Origin of the sequence: Streptococcus oralis (genome assembly GCF_026782345.1) — a bacterium.
Lineage (GTDB): Bacteria > Bacillota > Bacilli > Lactobacillales > Streptococcaceae > Streptococcus > Streptococcus oralis_CK.
Genome location: NZ_JAKUWI010000003.1, coordinates 60,505 through 84,793 on the forward strand (window position 1 = coordinate 60,505; position 24,289 = coordinate 84,793).

25 protein-coding genes, 1 pseudogene and 1 riboswitch are annotated in these 24,289 nt (G+C 37.5%); of the genes and pseudogenes, 6 read left to right on the forward strand and 20 right to left on the reverse strand.

Translation table 11 applies throughout. The annotated features are described in order from the left end of the window. Positions 1-11: 11 nt before the first annotated feature. The 6 genes from pezT to MK405_RS07595 all read right to left on the reverse strand — a co-directional run bounded on the left by pezT (position 12) and on the right by MK405_RS07595 (position 5,853). Positions 12-773, reverse strand: a complete 762-nt coding sequence (pezT, locus tag MK405_RS07570; RefSeq protein WP_268704703.1) for a type II toxin-antitoxin system toxin PezT — start codon at positions 771-773, stop codon at positions 12-14. Then, positions 773-1,249 carry a type II toxin-antitoxin system antitoxin PezA gene (pezA, locus tag MK405_RS07575; RefSeq protein WP_268704704.1) on the reverse strand — a complete coding sequence of 159 codons (477 nt, stop codon included), beginning with the start codon at positions 1,247-1,249 and terminating at the stop codon, positions 773-775. The genes pezT and pezA overlap by 1 nt, the downstream gene beginning before the upstream one ends. A 128-nt stretch (positions 1,250-1,377) precedes the next feature. Then, positions 1,378-2,988, reverse strand: coding sequence for an ATP-binding cassette domain-containing protein (locus MK405_RS07580; RefSeq protein ID WP_268704705.1), 1,611 nt, complete (start codon positions 2,986-2,988; stop codon positions 1,378-1,380). A 396-nt stretch (positions 2,989-3,384) separates the two neighbouring features. Next, complete coding sequence (locus tag MK405_RS07585; RefSeq protein ID WP_268704706.1) at positions 3,385-4,251, reverse strand: helix-turn-helix domain-containing protein; 867 nt, start codon at positions 4,249-4,251, stop codon at positions 3,385-3,387. Between the two features lie 637 nt (positions 4,252-4,888). Continuing rightward, entirely contained in the window at positions 4,889-5,227 is a 339-nt protein-coding gene (gene cadX / locus MK405_RS07590) for a Cd(II)/Zn(II)-sensing metalloregulatory transcriptional regulator CadX (protein ID WP_000711088.1), read from the reverse strand. A gap of 11 nt (positions 5,228-5,238) precedes the next feature. Further along, complete coding sequence (locus MK405_RS07595; RefSeq protein ID WP_000615750.1) at positions 5,239-5,853, reverse strand: CadD family cadmium resistance transporter; 615 nt, start codon at positions 5,851-5,853, stop codon at positions 5,239-5,241. A gap of 28 nt (positions 5,854-5,881) precedes the next feature. Here MK405_RS07595 and MK405_RS07600 point away from each other — a divergent pair, with 28 nt between their 5' ends. Both MK405_RS07600 and MK405_RS09490 read left to right on the forward strand, forming a co-directional pair. Continuing rightward, on the forward strand, positions 5,882-6,055 hold the full coding sequence (locus tag MK405_RS07600) for a FanG protein (RefSeq protein WP_071788300.1): 174 nt from the start codon (positions 5,882-5,884) through the stop codon (positions 6,053-6,055). A gap of 251 nt (positions 6,056-6,306) precedes the next feature. After that, positions 6,307-6,684 (forward strand): annotated as a pseudogene (locus tag MK405_RS09490) (hypothetical protein). A gap of 460 nt (positions 6,685-7,144) precedes the next feature. Here the strand turns inward: MK405_RS09490 and MK405_RS07605 are convergent. From MK405_RS07605 to MK405_RS07625, 4 genes are all read right to left on the reverse strand, one after another. Beyond that, complete coding sequence (locus MK405_RS07605; RefSeq protein ID WP_000469564.1) at positions 7,145-7,339, reverse strand: hypothetical protein; 195 nt, start codon at positions 7,337-7,339, stop codon at positions 7,145-7,147. Beyond that, positions 7,320-7,652: a hypothetical protein gene (locus MK405_RS07610; RefSeq protein ID WP_001220782.1), complete on the reverse strand. Its 333-nt coding sequence runs from the start codon at positions 7,650-7,652 to the stop codon at positions 7,320-7,322. Before MK405_RS07610 ends, MK405_RS07605 begins: the two co-directional genes overlap by 20 nt. 359 nt (positions 7,653-8,011) lie before the next feature. Next, positions 8,012-8,851: a phage replisome organizer N-terminal domain-containing protein gene (locus tag MK405_RS07620; RefSeq protein WP_268704707.1), complete on the reverse strand. Its 840-nt coding sequence runs from the start codon at positions 8,849-8,851 to the stop codon at positions 8,012-8,014. A gap of 8 nt (positions 8,852-8,859) precedes the next feature. Next, positions 8,860-9,141 carry a DNA-binding protein gene (locus MK405_RS07625; protein WP_268704708.1) on the reverse strand — a complete coding sequence of 94 codons (282 nt, stop codon included), beginning with the start codon at positions 9,139-9,141 and terminating at the stop codon, positions 8,860-8,862. Between the two features lie 147 nt (positions 9,142-9,288). Between MK405_RS07625 and MK405_RS07630 the strand changes: the two genes are divergently transcribed. Continuing rightward, a complete protein-coding gene (locus MK405_RS07630; protein ID WP_000181350.1) occupies positions 9,289-9,807 on the forward strand; it encodes a helix-turn-helix domain-containing protein in 519 nt (172 codons plus the stop codon). Between the two features lie 51 nt (positions 9,808-9,858). Further along, a complete protein-coding gene (locus tag MK405_RS07635; protein WP_153223961.1) occupies positions 9,859-11,013 on the forward strand; it encodes a site-specific integrase in 1,155 nt (384 codons plus the stop codon). A 131-nt stretch (positions 11,014-11,144) separates the two neighbouring features. Here MK405_RS07635 and rpsI read toward each other — a convergent pair whose 3' ends face one another. The 10 genes from rpsI to MK405_RS07685 all read right to left on the reverse strand — a co-directional run bounded on the left by rpsI (position 11,145) and on the right by MK405_RS07685 (position 21,010). Next, positions 11,145-11,537 (reverse strand): 30S ribosomal protein S9, encoded by a 393-nt coding sequence (gene rpsI / locus MK405_RS07640; protein ID WP_000075969.1) that lies wholly within the window; start codon positions 11,535-11,537, stop codon positions 11,145-11,147. Positions 11,538-11,555: 18 nt separating this feature from the next. Further along, complete coding sequence (gene rplM / locus MK405_RS07645) at positions 11,556-12,002, reverse strand: 50S ribosomal protein L13 (RefSeq protein ID WP_001044624.1); 447 nt, start codon at positions 12,000-12,002, stop codon at positions 11,556-11,558. Between the two features lie 210 nt (positions 12,003-12,212). Continuing rightward, entirely contained in the window at positions 12,213-13,412 is a 1,200-nt protein-coding gene (locus tag MK405_RS07650; protein ID WP_268704709.1) for an ABC transporter permease, read from the reverse strand. Then, on the reverse strand, positions 13,409-14,302 hold the full coding sequence (locus tag MK405_RS07655) for an ABC transporter ATP-binding protein (RefSeq protein ID WP_009730668.1): 894 nt from the start codon (positions 14,300-14,302) through the stop codon (positions 13,409-13,411). Before MK405_RS07655 ends, MK405_RS07650 begins: the two co-directional genes overlap by 4 nt. A 250-nt stretch (positions 14,303-14,552) precedes the next feature. Further along, a complete protein-coding gene (pheT, locus tag MK405_RS07660) occupies positions 14,553-16,958 on the reverse strand; it encodes a phenylalanine--tRNA ligase subunit beta (protein ID WP_268704710.1) in 2,406 nt (801 codons plus the stop codon). A gap of 128 nt (positions 16,959-17,086) precedes the next feature. Further along, positions 17,087-18,133 carry a phenylalanine--tRNA ligase subunit alpha gene (gene pheS / locus MK405_RS07665; RefSeq protein ID WP_084868660.1) on the reverse strand — a complete coding sequence of 349 codons (1,047 nt, stop codon included), beginning with the start codon at positions 18,131-18,133 and terminating at the stop codon, positions 17,087-17,089. A gap of 310 nt (positions 18,134-18,443) precedes the next feature. After that, entirely contained in the window at positions 18,444-18,863 is a 420-nt protein-coding gene (locus MK405_RS07670) for a chromosome partitioning protein ParB (protein ID WP_268704711.1), read from the reverse strand. A 27-nt stretch (positions 18,864-18,890) separates the two neighbouring features. Next, positions 18,891-19,541 (reverse strand): phosphatase PAP2 family protein, encoded by a 651-nt coding sequence (locus MK405_RS07675; protein WP_212576570.1) that lies wholly within the window; start codon positions 19,539-19,541, stop codon positions 18,891-18,893. After that, positions 19,531-20,094, reverse strand: coding sequence for an ECF transporter S component (locus MK405_RS07680; protein WP_212576571.1), 564 nt, complete (start codon positions 20,092-20,094; stop codon positions 19,531-19,533). The genes MK405_RS07675 and MK405_RS07680 overlap by 11 nt, the downstream gene beginning before the upstream one ends. A gap of 153 nt (positions 20,095-20,247) precedes the next feature. Then, positions 20,248-20,466, reverse strand: a riboswitch (FMN riboswitch). Between the two features lie 40 nt (positions 20,467-20,506). After that, positions 20,507-21,010: a tRNA (cytidine(34)-2'-O)-methyltransferase gene (locus MK405_RS07685; protein WP_061598729.1), complete on the reverse strand. Its 504-nt coding sequence runs from the start codon at positions 21,008-21,010 to the stop codon at positions 20,507-20,509. A gap of 401 nt (positions 21,011-21,411) precedes the next feature. On the opposite strand from MK405_RS07685, the gene trkA reads away from it, so the two are divergent. Together trkA and MK405_RS07695 are read left to right on the forward strand one after the other, a co-directional pair. Continuing rightward, positions 21,412-22,761, forward strand: a complete 1,350-nt coding sequence (gene trkA / locus MK405_RS07690; RefSeq protein WP_061598731.1) for a Trk system potassium transporter TrkA — start codon at positions 21,412-21,414, stop codon at positions 22,759-22,761. A 3-nt stretch (positions 22,762-22,764) separates the two neighbouring features. Then, positions 22,765-24,204, forward strand: a complete 1,440-nt coding sequence (locus MK405_RS07695; RefSeq protein ID WP_001043437.1) for a TrkH family potassium uptake protein — start codon at positions 22,765-22,767, stop codon at positions 24,202-24,204. Positions 24,205-24,289 lie beyond the last annotated feature (85 nt).

The following is a 24,289-nucleotide window of genomic DNA, read 5'->3' on the forward strand; positions in this document are numbered from 1 at the left end:
ATGTTCCACCGTCACACTTCCCCCAGTTCTCTCAACCGTTCCTGTCCCATCTTCAACATCTCTTCCTCCACCTTACTCCATTTTCCGAAGAGGCATTCTTGTAAAACTTCTGCTGCTGAGGTTTCGTCTACTTGCGAATTATAAACACACGATTGATCTCTTTGATAAATTTGAATTTGTCTAAAGAGTTTATCCTTTTCTAACTCTCGTAAATTATCAACTAAATGTTCTACAATTCCATCATGGTGTTCTTTGGGAGTCGCTCTAGCTTGACTAGGATTTATAGCATAGAGCTCTTCATAACGTATCAAGGTACTGAGATGGGACAATTCTGGCTTGGTAGCAATTAGTGCAAGTGAGACTTGATATCCTTTAGTTATCAATAATTGTGCCGTTTTTCTAGGAACTTCTGTTGTTCTCAAGGTACCCTCGATTAACAAATGATAACCTTGTTTACTCAATTCATCTACGAGATATTCAACCATTTTTCCCGCAAATACTTTGGTATAATCCACACTATCTTTTCCATACTTTTCCTGTAGGTCAAGGTGGTTCGGATGAAAAGAACGATAACTATCTCCATCAATGATAATGATATTGCCTTGAAATTCCCTTTGTTTAATACGATGAATCGTTGTTTTACCAGCACCACTCTGTCCACCTAGCAAGATAGCCTTGGGCTGAGACGAAGTTGTTTTACCACGAGTTAAAGAACGAATGAGTCGTTTGGATGCTCGTTCAAAATCATCTTGACTAAATTCTTCTAGTTTCATTAAGCCACCACTAGATGACTAGCTTGTTCTAGCACACGTTCAATGCCATCCAGATAGCCATTATATCGCTCTACATCCTCAAAAGTTGCAACAAGATAAATCCTCGTGTTAATCAAATCAGACAAATCATCGCTCATTAGAACCCAAGGATTAGAAGTATCGTCAAATGCAATTCCTTGTTCATCTTGAAAACGATAAAGTTGCGCTAAGATATTCGCCCCTCGTTCTTTAATCACTTCAATTTTCAGAGTTAATTGATAATCTTCTACTGGTGTGAGCATTTTTTCCTCCCCTACGATATCGATATACGAAACATTAAATTTCTTGCAGATACGATCTATTAATTCTGTCGAAACTCGACTTGTTCCATTTTCATAACGACTCAGACTATTTCTAGAAATACCAACAATCTTTGCAAACTCAGGTTGAGTTAATTTATGTGTTTTACGTAACGTTTTTATATTTTCTCCAATCATGTAACTCCTCCTTTTATTTATTTCTATTATAGCATTAATAATCTAAAAACGCACCATTATTGGTGCGTTTTTAAATCTGGTAGATGAATCTTTCTTCAACCTAACCTACTGATCTCAGTATGTTAAAACTAATCCAAATATATAATTTTATCAAAAAGAGATCTTATATTTTCATCTAGATGATGGCTTACAAAAATAACAGTTTTTTCTGTCATTGAGAATAGATGTTTCTCAATTTGATACCGTCTTTCTTTATCAATCGCATCAGTTGCCTCATCAATAATTAAAATTGGTTTTTCTTCAAGATAAGCTCTAGCTAGACTAATTCGTTGCTTCTGTCCACTAGAAATGTCTTGGCTAATTTCCGATAAAGTAGTTTCCAATCCATGACTCAATCCATTAATCCAGTCTCTTAAATAAAATAATTCCAATGCTTTTTCGATTTTTGAATCTTCTATTTCTCGGCCTAATGTCAAATTAAATAAAATGGATTCGTTAAAAATATGATCTTCCAAACTAACATAAGAAATATTTTCATGAAGATCATTGAAATTCATATTTTTTGAATCGATATTGTCATAGAAGATGTGGCCTTTCGAAATTGGGATTTCACCATTAATAGCCTTTAATATAGTTGATTTTCCTGAACCAGATGAGCCTGATATTGCATACTTCTTATTTTTTTCAATTTTAACATTTAAATTATCTAAGACAATCTTACTATCACGTTCAATAGTTACCGATTGAAATTCTACTTTATCTATAAATTTCTTCCAAGTTTGTTTATTAACATTACTTTCATTAATACTTTGGTCACCTTCCAATTCAAATTTTTCAAATATTTTGTTTACAGTTTTAAACTCAGCGTAATTTGCTGTTAAGCCTGTTAAGCCAGCAAAGATAATTGATGAAAAATATTGAGAAGAAGATACAGCACCAATCGGAATCAATCGGTTAAAATATAAGACCCCTGCGTGTGTCAACATGGCAATTTGACTCACAAAACTAGTCCCATTTTGAACAGACATAAGCCCACCAAAGGTTTTTGAATATGAAACTCTGGACTTCGAATATTTTTTTGAATAAGATAAAATTTTTACGATTAAAAAATGAAGTTGATTAGCATTGGATAACATTCGAAATCCACTTAAAGAATCATCAATTGCTTTAACTAATTCTTCATTCTTCTCAGTAAAGTAAACAGCTTTATTCTCCATTTTCTTTGTAAATATTTTAGGGAGATTTACCATTAAAAGGAAGAATATCAAAATTGTAAACAATAATGAATAATGGAAACTAAAAAAGGCAATAATTGCAAAAATGATATTTAATGCTTGACTAATCATTAATTCAAGTGTTTCAAAGCCAAGATCTCGAATAGTATTGAGATCATTTGTCAGCCATGAGGTGTAGGCGCTAACACTTTTTGAGCCAAAACGTATCACACCTTTACTTTCAATGCTTTTTACAATATCTTTACGTATTTCGGTACACATTTCTTGTATGGCTTTTTCACTTGCTTTTGAGTTTTGATATATTTGCAATACCCATATTAAATTTACAGCTAAAATCGCTCCACTTAAATACAAAAATCCCTGTAAATCAAAATTTACAATTGTAGAAATTGCTTTTGCACTCAATATACCATTTAAGTAAACACATAATGAATTAATAAAAATCCAAAACAACCATATAGAATTACTTCGTTTGCATCTAATTAAATAAGTTTTTAATGTCATATTCCAGCCTCATTTAAAAATTCCAAATATTTCTTCACAAATTATTATCTTATGTTTAAGTGCAACATAAGATAATGAAGTTCCTATTTTGTCACTTAATACTCCTCAAACACTATATTCATTAAGTACTTTGTTATTGAAATAATTTCTTTCCAGTAATCTACAATACCCTTTGAATATCTTTTGTTGAATACTTATCATCGCACGAATAGAGCAGGTCAGCTAACCCGTGACAAAAACAAATCCTTCTTGATCTCTTCCCTTTTGTATTATTACATTTAATTTTAGCACCTCATGCATAACAAGTCAATACATAATATAATTATTTTGTATCTATTTCTAATTAAATACTTTTTTGTATTTTAAAACGATGTTATTTAAAAACATCGTTACATATTATTCCGTCAATTTTAAAATACATTGCTCTACTTTTAGCATCATAGGAATATTCTCATCAAGTTTGTACAAAAAACGGGCAACTTCATAATTTTCTAATGTGTTATCTTTTGATGAAATACTTTTGCTTATATTTCCCATTAATACATATAAATCTGCTAATAGATAGGTAGTTCTATAATCTTTACATTGCTTAATTGTAGTAGAAATTCTTGAAATTGCTTGTTCAGTATCTTTTTGGAGCCATAAATACCGGCATACGTTATAGTTAAATTTGATTGACAATTCTAGTTCTTCTATCGTATTTAAACTCAATTGGTTAACTCTTTCCTCTATTCGATCTCTAATTTTATTAAATCGTTCTATACTCCCAACTTCATAATAAAAATTAAATAATGTATTAGAGAATTGAAGATAGTTCAAATCAGATGTACTTAGTTGCTCAAGTACTCCCTCTAATTTTTGAACTGCCTCGTCTTTCTTTCCATAAAAATAAAAATCAACAAGTGTTTTTATCCACTCCATATAAAGTTTATCAGATAAAGATAAACGATGAGTCTTAATATTTTCTAATTCAAGTATATATTTTAAAGACTCATAATTCCGATTCATAATAAAAATACGTGCTATTTTTTTAAATTCTATTAGCTCGTCTATTTTCTGTTCAACATGTTCTTCAAAAAAATAATCCATACTGACTTTTAGTTTGCGTGATAAAGCATACAAGAAGTCTGCCCCTGGAGTATATTCTCCACTCTCTAACCGACTAATTTGACCTTGTTTGCAAATCCCTTCAGCCAATTCTTTTTGTGACATTTTTAATTCTTTTCGTCTATTTTTTAATCTTGTTGCTAATAGTGATCTCAAGCCTATGTTCCCTCCATAAATTTATTTCACTATTAATTTTAACACGAGAGATATGTATATTCAAATATATCCAACAAAAAATACACATTATAGATACTACTGAAACAGTGAATTAAAACAGCAAGCGAACTTTTTTTAGAAAACTAAAATAGAGATGGGGTGAACTTTAGTTTTTTTAACAAAAAAGACATCCAAGAGAAAATTCTTGAATGTCTGTAAACGTTGATATAATCGTGTTGATTAACGTTTTGAGAATTGTGATGCTTTACGAGCTTTCTTAAGACCTGGTTTTTTCTACATTATGATATTTATGGTAAATTATCACTAAAATCAAGTAATTTTAAGAGATAAATCCTCAATATTTACATATATAATCCTTTTGAAAATCGAGAGGTTATCAAAGGGTTATCACATTTTAGTTTTCGGAGCTTATGTAGTTGAGAAATACGAAATACTGTATCATAAAGATGATGTACAGTTTAGCAACAAATATACAGTTTCTTCGTGCCTGGACAATTTCTTTTTCTATCCTGAAGATATTTAAACAGTTCTATATATTATTTCTTGTGAGTAATTTTCATCAAAAAATTTCATAGAGTAGCTCCCTAGAATCATGGAAAAGTAGTAAAAATAGTTGTTATCCTAGTTGATTAAAAAAATCCCTGATTTCCTCATCTTTTATAAAATAATATATAATTTTCCCCTCTCTTCTAGTGCCCAAGATGTTTTGATTGGCTAGTTTACGAAGATGGTGGGAAGTAGATGCCATACTGAGATTTAGTAAACAGGCTATATCACAGACACAGAGTTCTTCAACAGCAAGAAGATAGAAGATGATATTTATCTGTTTATTATCGGTAAATTTTGTTAAAATGCGAAGTGATTTTTGGACTTTTTCCTTTTCAAGGTAGTTCGTTGCGGTTGTAATATTTTGCTGATTTATAACATTCACTTGGCAGATACTATCTTTTTTCATAATATTTTCTCCTAGCCTAATATAGTCCATAGTATGTCAAAACTGTTATTTTCAATCAGGATATATATCCCCAATCCTAAATAAACAACGGCAATAAACCATCTGCTATATTTTTCCAAAATTTCTCCAACAGAAGAGACTTGTGCCAATTTTTGGGCAGAAAAAACCAAGAGATAAATCATGACTAGAAAGGTAAGTAAAGCTACTATCAAATTTGCTAAATTTAAGGTAGTAAAATATGGAACAAAGACACCAATATTGTCAGCACCACAACTTGCAAAAGTAATCATAGCGACTAGAAATATCAGGTTTTTATTATCTTTGCGCAAACCTTCTTTGGCAATAGCTTCTCCATCAGAATCTCCTAAAAGCAAAACTTTGAGACCTAGGAAAATTGGAATCAAACCGAGTAAACCTAAAATCTCTTTACTAGGAATATAATTTAAGACAAATGCAAAAAGCAAACTTAGCAATATTAGACTAACAGAGCCTAGAAATTGTCCTAAATAGATGTTAATGATGTCTTTTCTGCTTTTTCTTTTGGCAAAAAATAACATTAGGATAATAAGTAAGTCTACGGCTGTCCCAGAATACAGGATTATTGAAGTAACAACATTTTGAATCATAAAATACCTCATTCAAATATATTTTTGAATGTATTCTAACATTAAACTTTGTAGATGTCAACTTAAAATCCACCAAAATATAGATAAGAAGTTAGTGTACCAAATATTAAAAAGCCCTGCCATCGAAATGACAGCAGGGCTTAACTTCAATATCCAGATAATATATTTATCTAAAAAAGGTACAGTTTTTATTGATTTGTAGTGCGATATAATGAGTTTCCAAAAATCAAAAATCGCTTAAAATCAATATTTTGACATCTATTGACGTGTACTGAAACCCTTACTTAACCTCTGTAAGGATATAATTACGGTACCAGTATATCATAAATAATAACAAAATCTTGACTTTCCGAAACATAATGATTTTCCCGAAAGAAAGAGATCAACCTAAAAAATTACTGTCTTACTTATGTAATGTTTCTTTAATATAATATAGAAATAAAAAGTATGTAAATGAAAAGATTTATCACATTACTTTTAGTGTCTCTATCTACAATTTTATTAATTGCATGCTCTAACCAATCAAGCAATTCTTTAGATGGCGAATACCGTTGAATAAACGAGAGTAGAAATGAAGTTGCCTTTACCATTTCAGGTAACAAAGGAAATAGCAACAAAGGAGAGGCCGACACCTTTACAATTGATAAAGACAGTGCAACAATCGAACCGACTGGCTCTAATATCATAAACCGAAAAGAGAATTATACCTTCAAGGATGACGTATTCACTGTAGATATTTCAGGAACAAAGCAGGAGTATTACAAAAAGGATAGTGAAGAAATACAGCGACAAGTAAAACCCTCAAACTATTTGATATTCTTTATACAATAAAAACGCTTTTGTACTGACCCCAAAAGTTAGATTTTTTCTGTCTAACTTTTGGGGGTCAGTACACACCCGCATAGCGGGTATTTTTTTGTCTCGCACCTAGCGGAGTGAGACAGGCTAATAGTCACATAATAAAAAATTTACTTAAAGTCAGATTTTAAATACTTTAGAATAGTTCTTTCTAAAACTTACTCCCAAATTTTTTTGCTCGTATAATTCATCAGGGGTTTGGGGATACCCCAAAATTCAAATCATCCCAAAAAGTACATACACTTTGTGTATACAAATTTTAGGATGATTTTGGGAGTGTGTGTATACAGACTCTGAGCTCGCAAAGTCATATTATGTGAAATCTTTCCTTCTCGATAAAATAATCCCAAAAATCAATTTGACTGTCATTTGTGTGTACAAATATTTTAAGAAGATATATAAAAAACGCTGCAAAATTTTTAACAGCGTTTCCTTATTTTAAAATTCTCATATGTCTTTCTTTTTTATGGTTAGCATCATAGTATTCCAGCATCGCATGATACAAACGAGCCTTCGTTTTATCTTGTTGTTTAATTCCATGAAGAAATAATTCTGCTCGCTTTAATTTCAATATGTATTCACATATCTGATCAAAATCCTTATCCATATTACTTTTGAAAATAAACATCTTTTTCCTCCATCACATCAACTATTTTTTGCATCAAAATAGACATATCCATTTTGTTTTCATAGCTTATTCTCCCAACTACAGTTGCAAGACGGGCTATAGAATTGATATTCTTTCCGACTTGTTCCAATTCTTCTGTTAAAGGAACTAAACCTTCAAAAGAGACTTTTTGGATGTTCAAATCTGTTCGTATTAATTTTTGTCTAGCAAACTCAGAAAAATTACGAATATTTTCCTTCCTCATACAATCATTTAATTTTTTATTTTCTTCTTCCGTCAAAAACACCTGTTTCAACACAGATTTTATTCTCATGGTCCTATCACCTCGTTTTCTTATTTAGTCGTTTTACAAGTTCTTTCACTTGTTTACTTGTCTTCTTTTCATATTCTATCATCAGCTCAACGCAGTAGTGAAATATCCTTACATTATCCAAATCTTCACTTTGTTCTGCTATTCTTTCTAACTGACGTAAGTTATTGATAATTCTTCTAACTTGAAATATAAAGTCATGATAAAATTCAAAATCAAATTGAAGATAAATAGGCGAACTCTTAAACAACATTTTCCTAGCATAAGAGGAAAAATTTAGATGGTTTGTCATTTCAATCAAGTTATTCACTATTTCATTCTGCTCTTCAGTGATATAACATTTCTTTAGAACAGTCCTATATCTACTCATTTATCATATACTTCTTTCGGGCATTTTCATGGGCAATAGCTTTGCACTCCAGCATACGTTCCTGCTTTAAATTCTCCATAGACTTAAATAAATACGCTAAAGGAGAAGTCGCATCCTCAGGAATCCGTTCAATCATGTTAATAACTTCATCACTAGTTACATACCCACTAGCCAAATACTCGCCTATCTTCATCTTCTGAGCATGTGTTAAAGTGTAATTGTTAGGATACAAAAATCTATCATTGTACTTATAAGAAATGGATTCTAACAAAGAATAATATTTGGGTGGAATATAAGTTTCAGACTTTCTAGAACTATTATCCAGTATATTCTCAATCTCTTTCTTATTCTTATTCTTGTTCTTAATCTCTTGCGTTACATTATCATTTTCATCCGTTACTGTAACGTTACAGTCTAAAACGAGTTGTGGCTCGCCTGTAATTAGTGCTTTTTGTTTTTGTCTATGACGAGCAACACGTTCCCTAGTTTGTTTCCTAATCTTTTCTAGTCCATCTATATTCTGATGTTTCTCCCATTTTGGAATGGTAATAGCGCCATCTATGATTTCTATCATGCCAAATTCTTCAAACATACTGAGAGCTAATTTTACAGATGTAGCCTTTCGTCTAAACACTGTTGAAAGCATCTCTTCTGTGTAATAAACCTTGTTCCCTAGACTTAATATGCCACTATTATTTTGCTTTCCTGCAAGCACCAGAATTTTAAACCATATTACAATAAGAGTATCTCCTTCTGGCATTGATTCTATTAGCTGAATTTTTTCATCATCAAATATATCTGTTGTTATCTTGATCCACTGAACACCATTCATACGAGTACCTATCTTTCATATTGCTTCAACCATCGTGTTACTGCTCTTTTATCGTATAAAGTCACTCCATCAACCACCATGGTTGGCATTCCTTCTTTCGTCCATTTTTGGATTGTTGTCGTAGATACATCTAACCACCTAGACAAACCTGACATACGAACCATAGGTTTATAAAGTTCTTTATCTTCAAATACTCTTGCTACAGCATTTGAAATCATCTCATCATAGTGAGCACGTAATTGCTTCTCTAATTCTTTAGGAAGCTGGACAACTAAAGTAGTTTCCGACATAAATTCACACCTCATTTCTAAATTAAATAAGCTCCGAAACCATTTAATTTGTTATTCATTTTGAATTATATATCCTTTTTGAATTTTTGTCAAGCTTTTTTATTCAAAAAGAATAAAATGTGTTATAATGATAAAAAGGAGGTTCTTATGACGAATCATATTACTAAACTGATAGAAAATAGCGGAAAAAAATTGACAGAAATTAGCGAAGCTACAAATATAGCCTATCCTACACTTTCTGGATACAATCAAGGAATCCGCAAACCTAAAAAAGATAATGCTGAAAAATTGGCAAAATACTTTAATGTTTCCGTCGCTTACATTATGGGACTTGATAGCAACCCACACGCTCCATCAAATCTTAAAATTGTTACAGATAGTTTCAAAACATCTAAAATTGGTTCTGTGACACCTTTTAAAAGCGATATGGAGAAGTTAAAGAAGAGTATCGAATTTGGCGAAAGGGCATTAACACTACCACTTGATGATAGTTTTTCAGATGAATTTCGTCATATATTCTCAGAATACCTAGCAGAGAAAAACAAACGTTTTATGTCTGAGTTTATAGACTATATGAATCACCAAAATAAAGATTCTAAAGTTTGGCAGAGCTGGATTAAAACAGACGAATACGCTATCCGCCAAGAAGATAGAAAAAATAGATAGACACTCATTTCTCGATTACATAAGCTCCGAAAACTTAGATACGGAGAAAAAATGTCTATACACAAATACAAAACAAAAAAAGGAATCCTTTACTATGTCAGCTTTTACATTGGCTTAGATGCTTATGGAAAGAAAAAAAGGCACTTAAAGAGAGGGTTCAAAACCAAAAAAGAGGCAAAATTGTACGAAGCTCGTTTAGAAGCTGGTGTCGTTGCCCCCACAGTAAGTACCGACAAACCTAACCCCCAAGTCACTTATAAAGAACTTTATCAAGAATGGTTTAAGGCCTATGTTGGTACCGTTGAAGAAACAACTTCTTCCCAAACTAAGAATATCTATCGAATACATATTCTACCAATATTTGGCGATAAATTTATTGACCAAATCAGTCCTTTAGACTGTCAAAACTTTATTACACAAAAATCTCAGACTTTCAAAAATATCAAACAGATAAAATCCTATACCTCAAAAATTTTTGATTTTGCAATCAACATGAACTACATTGATCGAAATCCAATGAAGAATGTTATCATGCCTAAAATCAAAAAAACTAGATCAGATAATTTTTGGTCTCTGGAGGAATTACATCATTTCCTTGATATAGTGAAAGAAACTGAGCCATTTAAACATTTTGCTTTATTTAGACTGCTTGCATTTAGTGGACTACGAAAAGGGGAGTTATACGCTTTAAAATGGGCTGATATTAACTTTGACAGCAATCTATTGAACATAGATAAAAGTCTAGGAAGAATTGACGGTAAAGCGATTGAAAAGAGCACAAAGAATGAATCTTCAGTTCGTACAATCTATCTTGATGATGAGACAATCGATATTATTAAGCAATGGAGAAATTTCTATCTGAAAGAACAATCTCAGCTTCCTCTTACAAAGCTGAATATTAGTGATGAATATATGTTCTCTTACATATCAAGTAATGACAAAATTGAACCTTTGCATGCTGATTACATTAATAACGTACTGAATCGAATTATTAAAAAGCATAAATTAAAACCAATTAGCCCACATGGGTTTAGACATACACATGCAACACTTATGTCTGAAATTGGAATCGATCCTTCTAATACATCAAAACGTCTCGGTCATGCAAGCAGTCAGGTGACATTAGATGTCTATACTCACACCACAAAAACTGGTGAGAAAAACTCTATTGACAAATTTGCAGACTATCTCAATAAAGCAAAATAAATCATGATTTTAAAAATTTAGAAGAGGTTATCAGAAGGTTATCACAAAGCTATTTGAGCTCAAAAATCGACAAAAAAGCACTTTGCAAAATTTTTGCAAAGTGCTTTGAAACGTTGATATAATCGTGTTGATTAACGTTTTGAGAATTGTGATGCTTTACGAGCTTTCTTAAGACCTGGTTTCTTACGTTCAACTTTACGTGAGTCACGTGTAAGAAGTCCTGCGCGTTTCAATGAATCGCGGAAATCTGGGTCTACTTGAAGAAGGGCACGAGCGATACCGTGACGGATAGCTCCTGCTTGACCAGCGTATCCACCACCTACAACGTTAACGAAAACGTCGTATGAACCTACAGTTGAAGTAACTGCGAATGGTTGGTTGATAACGAGACGAAGGTCAGCGTGTGGGATGTACTCTTCAACATCTTTTTTGTTAACAGTGATTTTACCAGTTCCTGGAACAAGGCGAACGCGTGCAACAGCGTTTTTACGACGTCCAGTACCTGCATATTGTGCTTGTGACATACTTTATTGTTCCTTTCCTTAGATAAGTCCTGAAATATCAAGAACTTCTGGTTGTTGTGCAGCGTGAGTGTGCTCAGCTCCAACGAATACTTTCAATTTCATACCTTGAGCGCGGCCAAGAGTATTGTGTGGAAGCATACCTTTAACTGATTTTTCGATCAAACGTACTGCATTTTTAGAACGAAGTTCACCAGCAGAGATTTGTTTCAATCCACCTGGGTGGTTTGAGTGAGTGTAATAGATCTTATCAGTTGCTTTTTTACCAGTCAATTTAACTTTTTCAGCATTGATAACGATTACGAAGTCACCTGTATCAGTGTGTGGTGTGAATGTTGGTTTGTTTTTTCCGCGAAGTACGCTAGCAACAACTGCTGAAAGGCGTCCAAGAGGTACATCAGTTGCGTCAACAACGTACCATTTGCGTTCTACTTGGCCTGGTTTAGCCATGAATGTAGTTTTGTTCATGATTTCTCCTATATGAATATCGTTTTTGTTTACTGGGCGGATGTTCCGGTCCGCGGGGTATTTGAAAGGTTCCGGGGCCTTACAAATGGGGTAAACAATACCATCTACTATCATACCAAATTTTACTACTAAAAGTCAATAGATATGAAAAATATTTTTGCCGATTTCAGTGTTTAACATCTAGAAAAACCTCGCTTTTGCGAGGCTCTCCTATTTATAAGCTAAGGCACGTTTAAAGGTTTTCCAGATTCCCAAATCATCCGTTTGAAGGACTAGACTAGCATACATGCGTCCGATAAAGGCTGTTGCAGTTACTGCAAAAACAACCGTTATGGCAAGTGAAATCCAAGCTTCTAGACCACTTGCATACCCATTAATAGCTCTAAATGGCATAAAGAAGGTCGAGATGAAAGGAATATAGGAACCAATTTTCAGAACTAAATTGTCTCCTGCAGCACCTAGAGCGGTCACTCCAACGAATCCTGCGATAATCAAGATCATCAGTGGCGACAAGGCCTTTCCTGAATCCTCAGGGCGAGAAACCATAGAACCTAGGAAGGCTGCCAAAACAACATACATAAAGAGACTAACCAAGACAAACAATAAGGTATTAAGCGAGAAGGCATCTCCTAGATGATTTAAAATACCAGATTGAGCTAAGATTGGTAGGTCTTTAAAGAGAAGAATGGCAGCCAGCCCACCCACGACGTAAATGCCAATATGGGTCAAAATCACAAGAAGCAGAGCCAGCATGCGAGCATAGAAATAATGACTAGCTCGGATACTAGAGAAGACCACTTCCATGATTTTGGTTCCTTTCTCGCTAGCCACTTCCTGAGCAGTGACACTAGCATAGGTAATCAAAATCATATAAAGGAAGAAACCAAGCCCTGCGGCCGCAATGGTTTGAACAATTTTTTTGTTTTCCTTAGATTCATCAATCTTCTCAGTAAAGTCAACGGTTTGACTCAGGCGCTTTTCCTGCTCTTGAGACAAATTAGCTGCCGAGCGATTAAGTTGGTATTGAAGCTCATTGAGTTTATTGGTTACTGCTAGCTTGATACCACTTTCAAGAGAAGTTTCACCATGATAGACGGCCTTGAGGATGCTGTCCTCTTGGTCAATGGTTAGGTAACCCTTGATTTTCTCATCTTTGATAGCAGCTTGGGCACTGGCTTCATCCTTGTAATCAAAGTTGATACCATTGGTACCCTTGAGTCCCTCAGCTACAGATGGCACTGTTGTTACTACCGCTACCTTGCTATTTTTAGCCATCGAAGAATTTTGGAGATAGCCGATTCCTGCAGATAAAGCCAAAAAGAGGAACGGCGAAATCACCATGAAGAAGAAACTCCACGACTTGACATGCCGAAGATAGGTTTCCTTCATTACAACCCACATATTTCTCATACTTCCACCCCTGATTCTAGTTTAAAGATTTCATCGATTGTTGGAGCTTGTTGGTCAAAGGTCGCGATGTATTGACCTTGAGTGAGGATGGGGAAGAGTTCCCTTCCAGCGCTCTCATCATCTAGGATTAATTTCCAACTGCCTTGCTTGGTCAAGCTCACTTGTTTGACATGAGGAAGACTTTCCAGTTCTTCCTTGCTTCGTTCACTTGAAACAAAGAGACGTGTTTTCCCATATTGATTCCGAACATCCTGAACTGGTCCATGCAAGACCACACGCCCATCTCGAATCATCAGGATATCATCGCAAAGTTCCTCAACGTTGGTCATGACATGGTCAGAAAAGATAATAATTGCACCGCGCTCTTTCTCTTTCAAGATGACCTGTTTGAGCAACTCGGTATTGACTGGATCCAAACCACTAAAAGGTTCATCCAAGATAATCAAGTCTGGTTCATGGATTAAGGTGATGATCAACTGAATCTTCTGCTGATTCCCTTTGGAAAGACTCTTGATTTTGTCGGTCAATTTGCCCTTCACTTCCAATTTTTCCATCCATTGAGGGAGTTTTTCCTTGACTTCCTTGGCATCCATGCCCTTTAGAGTCGCCAAGTAGCGAACTTGTTCAAAGACTGTCAGCTTGGGCATAAGACTGCGTTCCTCAGGCAGATAGCCAATCCGAGCGTAGGTTTCCTGACGAATCTCCTGCCCATCCAGACTGATCTCTCCTTGATACTCTAAAAATTTTAACATACTGTGAAAAATCGTTGTTTTCCCAGCACCATTTTTCCCGACCAGCCCTAGAATTCGTCCTGGGCTTGCCTGAAAATCGACACCAAACAGGACTTGCTTGGAACCGAAACTTTTCTCTAGATTTCTTACTTCTAACATTTTCCACCTCCGAGATATGTTGCACTTATTATACTCCTTTTTGATAGCCTTTACAACATTTTGTGTCTATTTTTATCGAGATTATTTATAGTAAAAATCTACCAAATCTAAGTTTTTTAAGCGGTTCAGTGATAACTTAAGTATAGCTCATTAAAGGCTTTCTGAGATGATTCCTCTCTCAACTGTTGCTTTTCTCTTCTGAACTATCCTTTTGAAACTAAAAATCCACCCCGAAGGATGGATTGATGAGTTAACGTACTTCTGCATTCACTTTTTCTTCGAGTGATGCTTGGATTTTTTCCATGTAGCGTGCGACTTCCTCGTCCGTCAAGCTATCTTCTGGATTTTGGAAGGTCAAGCTATAGGCCATTGACTTCATACCAAGTCCTAATTTTTCACCTGAGAAGACGTCAAAGAGTTTGATATCTGTCAAACGTTTCACGCCTGCAGCTTGGATAGCGTCTACAACTTCTTGGTGAGTGACTTCTGCCTTGAGAAGTAGAGCAATATCACGACTAACAGCTGGGAATTTGGTAATTTCCACAAATGGAGCAGCCGGTTGGAGGGCAGCTTCGATGGCTGAAAGGTTGAGCTCCGCTACATACGTTTCTGGGATATCGTAGGCCTTCGCAGTGACTGGATGCACTTGGCCAAGGAAACCAAGAACTTGGTCACCGAGTGAGATTACGGCTGTACGTCCTGGATGAAGGCTAGCGATTTCAGATGTTGCTGTATAAGTTACTTGGAGTCCCAAACGAGCAAAGAGAGTTTCAAGGATTCCCTTAGCATAGAAGAAATCAACTGGAACTGCTGCTGTTTGGAAATCTTTTTCAGCAACCAAGCCTGTCAAGGCAAAGGCAAAGCTGTTGATCTCGTTTGGTAGGTCTTCTTTTGGATTGCCTGTTTGTTCAAAGACTTTTCCAATCTCGTAAAGAGCCAAGTTTTTGTTCTTACGAGCCACATTGTAGGCAACCGTATCAAGGATACCTGAGACCATATTTTGACGGAGAACGGAGCGATCCACTGTCATTGGCCACATAAGTTCTGTAAGGTTACTTGGTTGAGCTGTGAACTCAACTGCTTTTTCAGGAGTTGTTAGAGCGTAGGTAATGATTTCTGTCAAGCCTGCTCCTTCAGCAATCGTACGGACTTGGCGACGCAATTTTTGTGTTGCAGTCAATTCACCTGCTGTACCATCATCTTTTGGAAGACTGGTTGGCAAACGGTCATAACCATAGATACGAGCGATTTCTTCAAAGAGGTCCGCTTCGATGGCGATATCCCAACGACGACGTGGAACGCTAACGGTAAAGCTGTCTTCATTTCCAGAAAGACCAAAGCCAAGACGACGGAAGACATCTTCGACATCAGCGTATGAAAGTTCTGTTCCAAGGACACGGTTGACATCGGCAAGAGTTGAAGATACTTCTACATCTGAAGTGTCAAGCTCACCCGCTGAAACGATGCCCTTACGCACCGTCGCACCTGCAAGTTCTGCAATCATGCTAGCTGCAGCATCCAAGGCCTCATTGACTGTTGCCACATTGATCCCTTTTTCAAAACGAGAAGATGATTCCGAACGAAGGTTAAGGCGTCCGCTAGTCTTACGAATGGATGTGCCATTGAAAACAGCAGCTTCTAACACAACACGACTAGATTTTTCAGAGATTTCTGTAGCCTCTCCACCCATGACACCTGCAAGGGCGACTGGTTTGTCAGCGACAGTAATCACTAAATCATTTGTTTCCAACTCACGTTCTTCACCGTCCAAGGTCACCAACTTTTCACCAGCACGCGCTTCACGCACACGGATGTCATTGCCTTCAAAGGTATCCAAGTCAAAGGCATGCATAGGCTGACCAAAGTAGAGTAGAATATAGTTGGTCACGTCGACCACATTGTTAATCGGACGGATGCCTTCGTTCATAAGAAGGTTTTGCAACCATTGTGGACTTGGTGCGATGGTCACATTGTCCAAGATACGGGCCGCATAATATGGCGCCTTATCTGTTTCAATCCCTACAGAAAGAGCATCTGCTGCACTTTCATTTGTTTCTGTTAAACTGAATTTCTTAAAGCTAACTGCCTTGTCATAGATAGCTGCCACTTCGTGCGCTACTCCACACATAGATAGAGCATCTGCACGGTTTGGAGTGATTGAAAGTTCGATAATTTCATCATCCAAGTCTAGGTAAGAAAAGACTTCGTCCCCAGGAATAGCATCTTGAGGCAAGATTTGGATACCATCTGCGAATTCCTTTGGCACAACTGAGTCCGAAATACCTAATTCACCAAGTGAACAAATCATTCCGAGAGACTCTAAACCACGGATTTTCCCTTTTTTGATCTTGTAATTGTCCGCGATACGAGCTCCCGGAAGTGCCACCATGACCTTGATACCAGCACGCACATTTGGAGCACCACAAACGATTTGACGGGCTTCTTCTTCACCAACGTTAACCTGACAGACATGCAAGTGTGTTTCTGGCACATCTTCGCAAGACAAGACTTCACCGACGACAATTTTTGAGAGACCGGCAGCCGGTGATTCGACACCTTCGACCTCGATCCCTGTAGTTGACATTTTTTCAGCCAACTCTTGTGATGGCACATCAATGTCCACCAATTCTTTTAACCATTTATAAGATACAAGCATAATTCTGATTGTAAGATCTCACCAAGTAAGACCTTTTCAATTCCTTTCTTTTTCTTCGAGTCAGTCCTCACCTTCTCATCGAGAGAAAATGACTAGGACTGTATAGGACTGTGTTTCAGGTTTCAATCTTATTTAAACTGTTCTGAGAAGCGGACATCTCCTTGGTAGAATCCACGGATATCGTTGATTCCGTAACGGAGCATGGCTACACGCTCTTGTCCAAGACCAAAGGCAAAACCAGAGTATACAGTCGCATCGATGCCACTCATTTCAAGGACACGTGGGTGAACCATACCGGCACCCATAATCTCGATCCAACCAGTTTTCTTACATACGTTACAGCCTTCTCCACCACACTTGAAGCAGGAAACATCTACCTCAACAGATGGCTCTGTGAATGGGAAATAAGATGGACGCAAACGGATTTGACGCTCTTCACCAAACATTTTTTGTACAATCAACTGGAGGGTTCCTTGAAGGTCAGCCATAGAGATGTTTTTCCCAACAACCAAACCTTCGATTTGGTGGAACTGGTGACTGTGGGTTGCATCATCCGTATCACGACGGAACACACGCCCTGGTGAGATCATTTTCAAAGGACCTTTTGAAAAATCATGGGCGTCCATGGCACGCGCTTGAACTGGAGACGTGTGAGTACGAAGCAAGATTTCTTCTGTAATGTAGAAAGTATCCTGCATATCACGAGCTGGGTGATCTTTTGGAAGGTTCATACGCTCGAAGTTATAGTAGTCTTGCTCCACTTCAAAACCATCCACGACTTGGTACCCCATCCCGATGAAAATATCTTCGATTTCTTCACTGGTTTGTGTGAGAACGTGACGGTGACCAGTCGCTACCGGACGACCTGGAAGGGTCACATCGATACTCTCGCTAGCCAGTTGAGCTGCGACTTTCTTTTCTTCCAAGAGTTTCGCTGTTTCCTCAAAGGCTGCTGTCAAGACATCACGCGCTTCATTGACGTGTTTCCCGATGACAGGGCGCATTTCAGCTGATACATCCTTCATCCCTTTAAGGATTTCAGTCAGTGAACCTTTTTTCCCAAGGACAGAGACACGCAATTCTTGCATCTCTTTTTCATTTTCAGCAGTAATCTGCTTCAAGCTAGCCAGCGTTTCTTCGCGAAGCGCTTTTAATTGTTCTTCAATAGTTGACATAATTCCTCCATCAGTCGCTCGTAGATAAAAAGAAAACCACATGCCAAAAACTCCACTCGGAGCGTTGACACGCGGTACCATCCGTTTCATCTGACAAGTCAGACCTTCATTTCTAAATCCATGTGCAAGTGAATTCACTCAGCTTTCATATAGAGAGCTTGCAGTCATGGCTCTCCTCCCTGATATACTTCCCTTGAGTTACTAGTCTTGCGGATTCCTATTCAATTACTACTTAGTTTATCAGATTTTTAGTTAAAAAACAAGTTAGATTAGACTAATTTCAATATAAAAAGGAACAAGACACAATGCATTACCTATTTGTAGGATCTGTTTCACCTGCTTTCCTTTTCAATAAAAGAGTTGCTGCTTGATTAAAACCATCACACCAGTTATACCATTTTGCTTCATACTCATCTTGAGATACGATATGATTTTTTAAATCCAGAACAGAGTAAATCTTTCTTTCCTCACAAGCTTGCGCATAGAGATAATACAGTTCATCGCCACCATCTCTATCCCACTCAGCAGAAATCGTATCCCTACCTGCCAATAAAGCCTGATAAGCCCTGTGATGCCCGTCTGTAATCAACAAGCAGTCTCCGAATGCAAGAACACTGATTGGAGCAACATTGATTATTTCTGCCGACTGATAAAGTGTCTGGATGCCTTCTAGTTTCTTTTCTGATAAGTATAGTTGAGTCGGATGGAGATCTGTTATATTGACTCTCATTTCTTTCTCCTCAAAGGAATTTGATACTCACTTCTGCTTGCCTTTAAATCGCCATTGGAATCGAAGCTTGTCATAGAAAGGAAATTCGATAAACAAGATCCCCAAACCCACACAGAGACTGGCAAGAACATCTGATGGGTAGTGAACTCCCAGATAGACTCTTGATGCCAGCACACTGACTAGGTAGAGGCCAAGGACGATTTGCACGATTTTTCTCCAGACTGGATTTTTAATCCGCTGACTGAGAATGACAATCAGAGTGCCTACCATCAAGGTTACAGCCAGAGAATGGCCACTTGGAAAAGAAAAACCCTTCTCCTCTACCAAGTGTAAGATAGCTGGCCGTGGGCGCTGGTAGATGTTTTTGAAGGTCACGATTAAAAGACCGGCTAAGGCTAGATTACCCGCCATGAAGTAGCTTTCTATCTTCCACTGCTTACGATAAAAGATAAAGGCTGCGATGGTAACCCAGGTGATGATTACTGGGATATCAATCAAATGCGTAAGGGAACGGAACAGAACTGTCAAATAATCTGGCAAGTCCCCACGAAGGGCAGTCTGAATTGGTTGATCAAAACCGACCAGCGTTTCAGGATAGAACTTAACCATATAGCCAAGAAGGACGAAAAGTAAAAGGGCAAAACTGCCCTTCATTAAAAATGTTTGTTTATCTCTCATAATGTTTTAAGGTTGGTTTCAAGAGGACGTACAACAACCAGAATGAAACGGCAAAGATGATACCTTCAATCAGGTTAAAAGGTAAGACCATGGTCATCAAGTAGTTAGAAAGTCCTATAATTTCTCTAATATCAAAGTTGGCAAACTGCGCGTACAAAGGAACCGCATAGACATAGTTGAGAACCAACATAGCCGCAGTCAAGCCGACAGTTCCCGCTAGAGAGGCTAGTAGGAAACGAAGGGTTGTTCGTTCCTTTTTCCAAATCATAGCAAATACGATGACAAAAACTCCCAAGGCTACGATATTCATTGGCAAGCCAATGTAGGTATTCACTCCCTGGCTATTCAGAAGCAACTTCAAGAGTGAGCGCATCAAGAGAATTCCTAGAGCAGCTGGCAAATCCATCACCACCAAGCCCACAAGGACTGGCAAGATACTAAACTCGATCTTGAGGAAGGTTGCCGCTGGCAAGAGCGGAAAGTCAAAGTACATCAGCACAAATGAAATGGCTGATAAAATCGCAATGGTCGAAATTCGACGTGTGTTTGTCATAACAGGTTCCTCCAATTTTCTATAAAATCAGAAGAAGTTGGAAAGGATTCCTCTATCTATTCTCACTTTTTATATCCCAAAAGTTCCCTCTCACTCTTTTGAGCAAGCGGTTGCAATTCATCTATAAACTCATCAGAACAGACAAGGCTATTCTTTCGTCTTCTCCCATCCAGACTATACTGTCGGTTGTGGAATCACACCACATCAGCTTGCGCTCGCGGACTTCTTTAACTAAGATATTTTGGAGTAATCTAGGCGTCGCAGTCGAAGATAATACTTAAAGTATATCGAGACAAGACAAGGACGAGAAAGCCAAAATAGCTAGTCAAATTCACCGCCGGTCGGGAATCACACCCAGCCCTGAAGACCCTTTAATCATAACAAAAAACGCTTGCAAGTGCAAGCATTTTGATTATTTCAATTTATCTGCTTCATAGGTGTGAACGAGTTCGAGACCTGCAAAGTTCTGCTGGCGGAGGGCTTCATAAACAATCATGCATACGGTATTCGAAACATTGAGACTGCGGACGTGTTCATCGTTCATCGGGATACGGAGAGCTTTCTCAGGATGGTCTCGCATAAAGTCCTCCGGCAAGCCCTTGTCTTCACGTCCGAAGAGAAAATAATGGGCTTCGTCAGTCGATAAATCTGCCTCAGAGTACACCTTTTCCGCAAATTTTGAAATCAGATAGAGTTTACCCTTCATCTGAGACATGAAATCTTCCAAACTGTCATAAAAATAAATCTCTAACTTATCCCAGTAATCCAAACCTGCTCGCTTCATCTTGCGGTCATCGATAGGAAAGCCCATTGGTTTGATGATGTGGAGGGGAGAATTGGTCGCAGCGCAAGTACGCGCAATGTTACCTGTATTTTGTGGAATCTGAGGTTCAAATAAAACAATGTGATTTGTCATAATTGGCTTCCTTTTATCATTGCAAAAAAATAGCCACACTGCCCGGAGTCAAGCTCAGCAAACAGCGTGGTTAAGGCGTCGTTAACTTACCTCACAACAGGTTTGAAGTAAATCAGCGAAACTACTTCCTTAGTATAACACTTTCAGAATCATTGTCAATAGAAATGACTTGATTTTTTTACTTTTTTTGATAATATTTCCATACTTAGTCATTCTTTTTCTGAGAAAGGATATTAAATGAGCGAAATCATTTCATATAATAGACATTTCTATGAAAGGTGACTGATTTTATCTTTGAAAACTTAAAAAAAGCTTTTCTTATCCTCTGAAATGGCTTGGCAAGTGCATTTTTTGCGAAAAAAGGGTATGATAGTTACATCATGAAAAAGTAGGGTTTTTATATGAAAATTGTCCTTGTTGGTGGAGGGAAAGTCGGTTTCGCCCTCTGTCGTTCACTGGTTGCAGAAAAACACGACGTTGTCCTCATCGAACAAGATGAGGCTGTTCTCAATCATATTGTCAGTCGCTTTGATATCATGGGACTCCTTGGAAATGGAGCAGACTTTGCTATCTTAGAGCAAGCCGGTGTTCAAGAGTGTGATATCTTTATCGCTCTAACGGAACACGATGAAGTGAATATGATTTCAGCAGTACTTGCTAAAAAAATGGGCGCTAAAGAAACTATCGTTCGAGTGCGAAATCCTGAATACTCCAATGCCTATTTCAAAGAGAAAAATATTCTTGGATTCTCACTTATCGTTAACCCAGAACTCCTAGCCGCCCGTGCTATCTCAAATATCATTGATTTTCCGAATGCACTCTCAGTTGAGCGGTTCTCAGGGGGACGGGTCAACCTGATGGAGTTTGTTGTCAAAGATTCCAGTGGTCTCTGTCAAATGCCAATCTCAGATTTTCGTAAAAAATTTGGCAATATCATTGTCTGCGCTATGGAACGAGACCATCAACTTATGATTCCGAGCGGTGATATCACCATTCAGGACAGAGATAGAATTTTTGTTACTGGGAATCGTGTGGATATGATGCTCTTCCATAACTATTTCAAATCACGTACAGTGAAAAGCTTGCTCATCGTTGGTGCTGGAAAAATTGCTTATTACCTACTTGGCATTTTAAAAGATAGCCGTATTGACACTAAAGTTATCGAGATTAATCCTGAGAGAGCTCGTCTCTTCAGTGAAAAATTTCCAAATCTCTATATCGTACAGGGAGATGGAACTGCCAAAGATATCTTGCTTGAGGAAAGTGCTCCCAACTATGATGCAGTTGCAACTTTGACTGGGGTTGATGAGGAAAACATCATTACCTCTATGTTCTTAGACCGTGTTGGTGTCCATAAGAATATCACCAAGGTGAATCGAACTAGCCTTTTAGAGATTATCCATGCACCTGATTTTTCAAGTATCATCACACCCAAAAGCATTGCAGTGGATACCATTATGCACTTTATCCGTGGTCGAGTAAACGCTCAATACTCAGACCTTCAAGCCATGCACCATCTAGCAAACGGTCAAATTGAAACTCTTCAATTCCAAATCAAGGAAGCTAATAAAATGACTGCCAAACCTCTTTCACATCTGAAATTGAAGAAAGGGGTTCTCATCGCAGCCATTATCCGAAAAGGAAAAACAATCTTCCCTACTGGAGAGGATAGACTTGAGGTAGGAGATCAGTTACTCGTAACGACCTTATTACCAAATATCACCAAGATTTATGATCTGATTGAGAGGTAAAAGATGAATAAAAGTATGATTCGTTACCTCCTCTCAAAACTTCTCTTGATTGAGGCGGTTCTCCTCCTAGTACCCGTTAGCGTAGCAACCTATTATCAAGAATCCAGCCAAGTATTTACAGCTCTCTTTACAACAATTGGAATTTTAATACTTCTTGGTAGCTTGGGAATTTTACGGAAACCCAAAAATCAGCGAATTTATACTAAGGAGGGAGTCTTAATCGTCGCCCTCTGTTGGATTCTATGGTCTTTCTTTGGAGCGCTTCCCTTTGTCTTTTCAGGACAGATCCCAAGTGTCATCGATGCCTTCTTTGAAATCAGTTCTGGTTTTACAACTACAGGAGCAACCATTCTGACAGATGTCTCCGTTCTCAGCCATTCCCTCCTCTTCTGGCGAAGTTTTACTCACTTGATTGGAGGGATGGGGGTACTCGTCTTCGCGCTTGCCATTATGGACAATGCCAAGAATGGTCACTTAGAGGTGATGAAGGCTGAGGTCCCTGGGCCTGTCTTCGGCAAGGTTGTATCCAAACTGAAAAATACCGCCCAAATCCTCTATCTGCTTTATTTAGGGCTCTTCTCACTTTTTGTAGTCATCTACTATCTAGCTGGCATGCCTCTATTTGATAGCTTTGTCATCGCTATGGGAACGGCAGGAACCGGAGGCTTCACCGTCTATAACGACGGAATTGCCCACTACGGCAGCTCACTCATCACCTATCTCGTCAGTATCGGAGTTCTGGTTTTTGGGGTCAACTTTAATCTCTACTACTACCTCATGCTCCGTCGGGTTAAGGCTTTCTTTGGAGATGAAGAACTTCGCACGTATGTAATCATTGTCCTAGTTTCTACCGGCTTGATTACTCTCAATACGCTCCACCTCTACCAAGGTGTCTCTAAGAGCTTTGAAATGGCCCTCTTTCAGGTTTCCAATATCATTACAACAACTGGTTTTGGTTATGGAGATATTACCAACTGGCCCCTCTCCTCCCAATTTATACTCCTCTTCCTCATGGGAATCGGTGGCTCTGCTGGATCAACCGCAGGTGGACTCAAAGTTATCAGAGGACTCATCCTTTCAAAAATTGCAAAAAATCAGATCTTGTCCATCTTATCTCCTCATCGCGTATTGACTCTACATGTCAATAAAACTGTGATTGATAAGGATACCCAGCACAAGGTCCTAAAATATTTTGTCATTTATGTGATGATTTTACTGTCACTTATCTTCATTGTCAGTCTAGATAACAATGATTTTCTAGTTGTTACCAGTGCTGTCTTCAGCTGTTTCAATAACATCGGACCTATTCTAGGTACAACTTCTAGTTTTGCTATCTTTAGCCCCATCTCTAAAATCCTTCTCTCATTTGCAATGATTGCAGGTCGTCTAGAGATTTATCCCATTTTGCTTCTCTTTATGAAACGTACCTGGTCCAAACGCTAATCACAATAAAGCTCCCCTTTTACAAGCTAGTGAAAGGGGAATTTTTCTATTAAAAATGAGAAGACCTTTCGGTCCTCTCTTAATC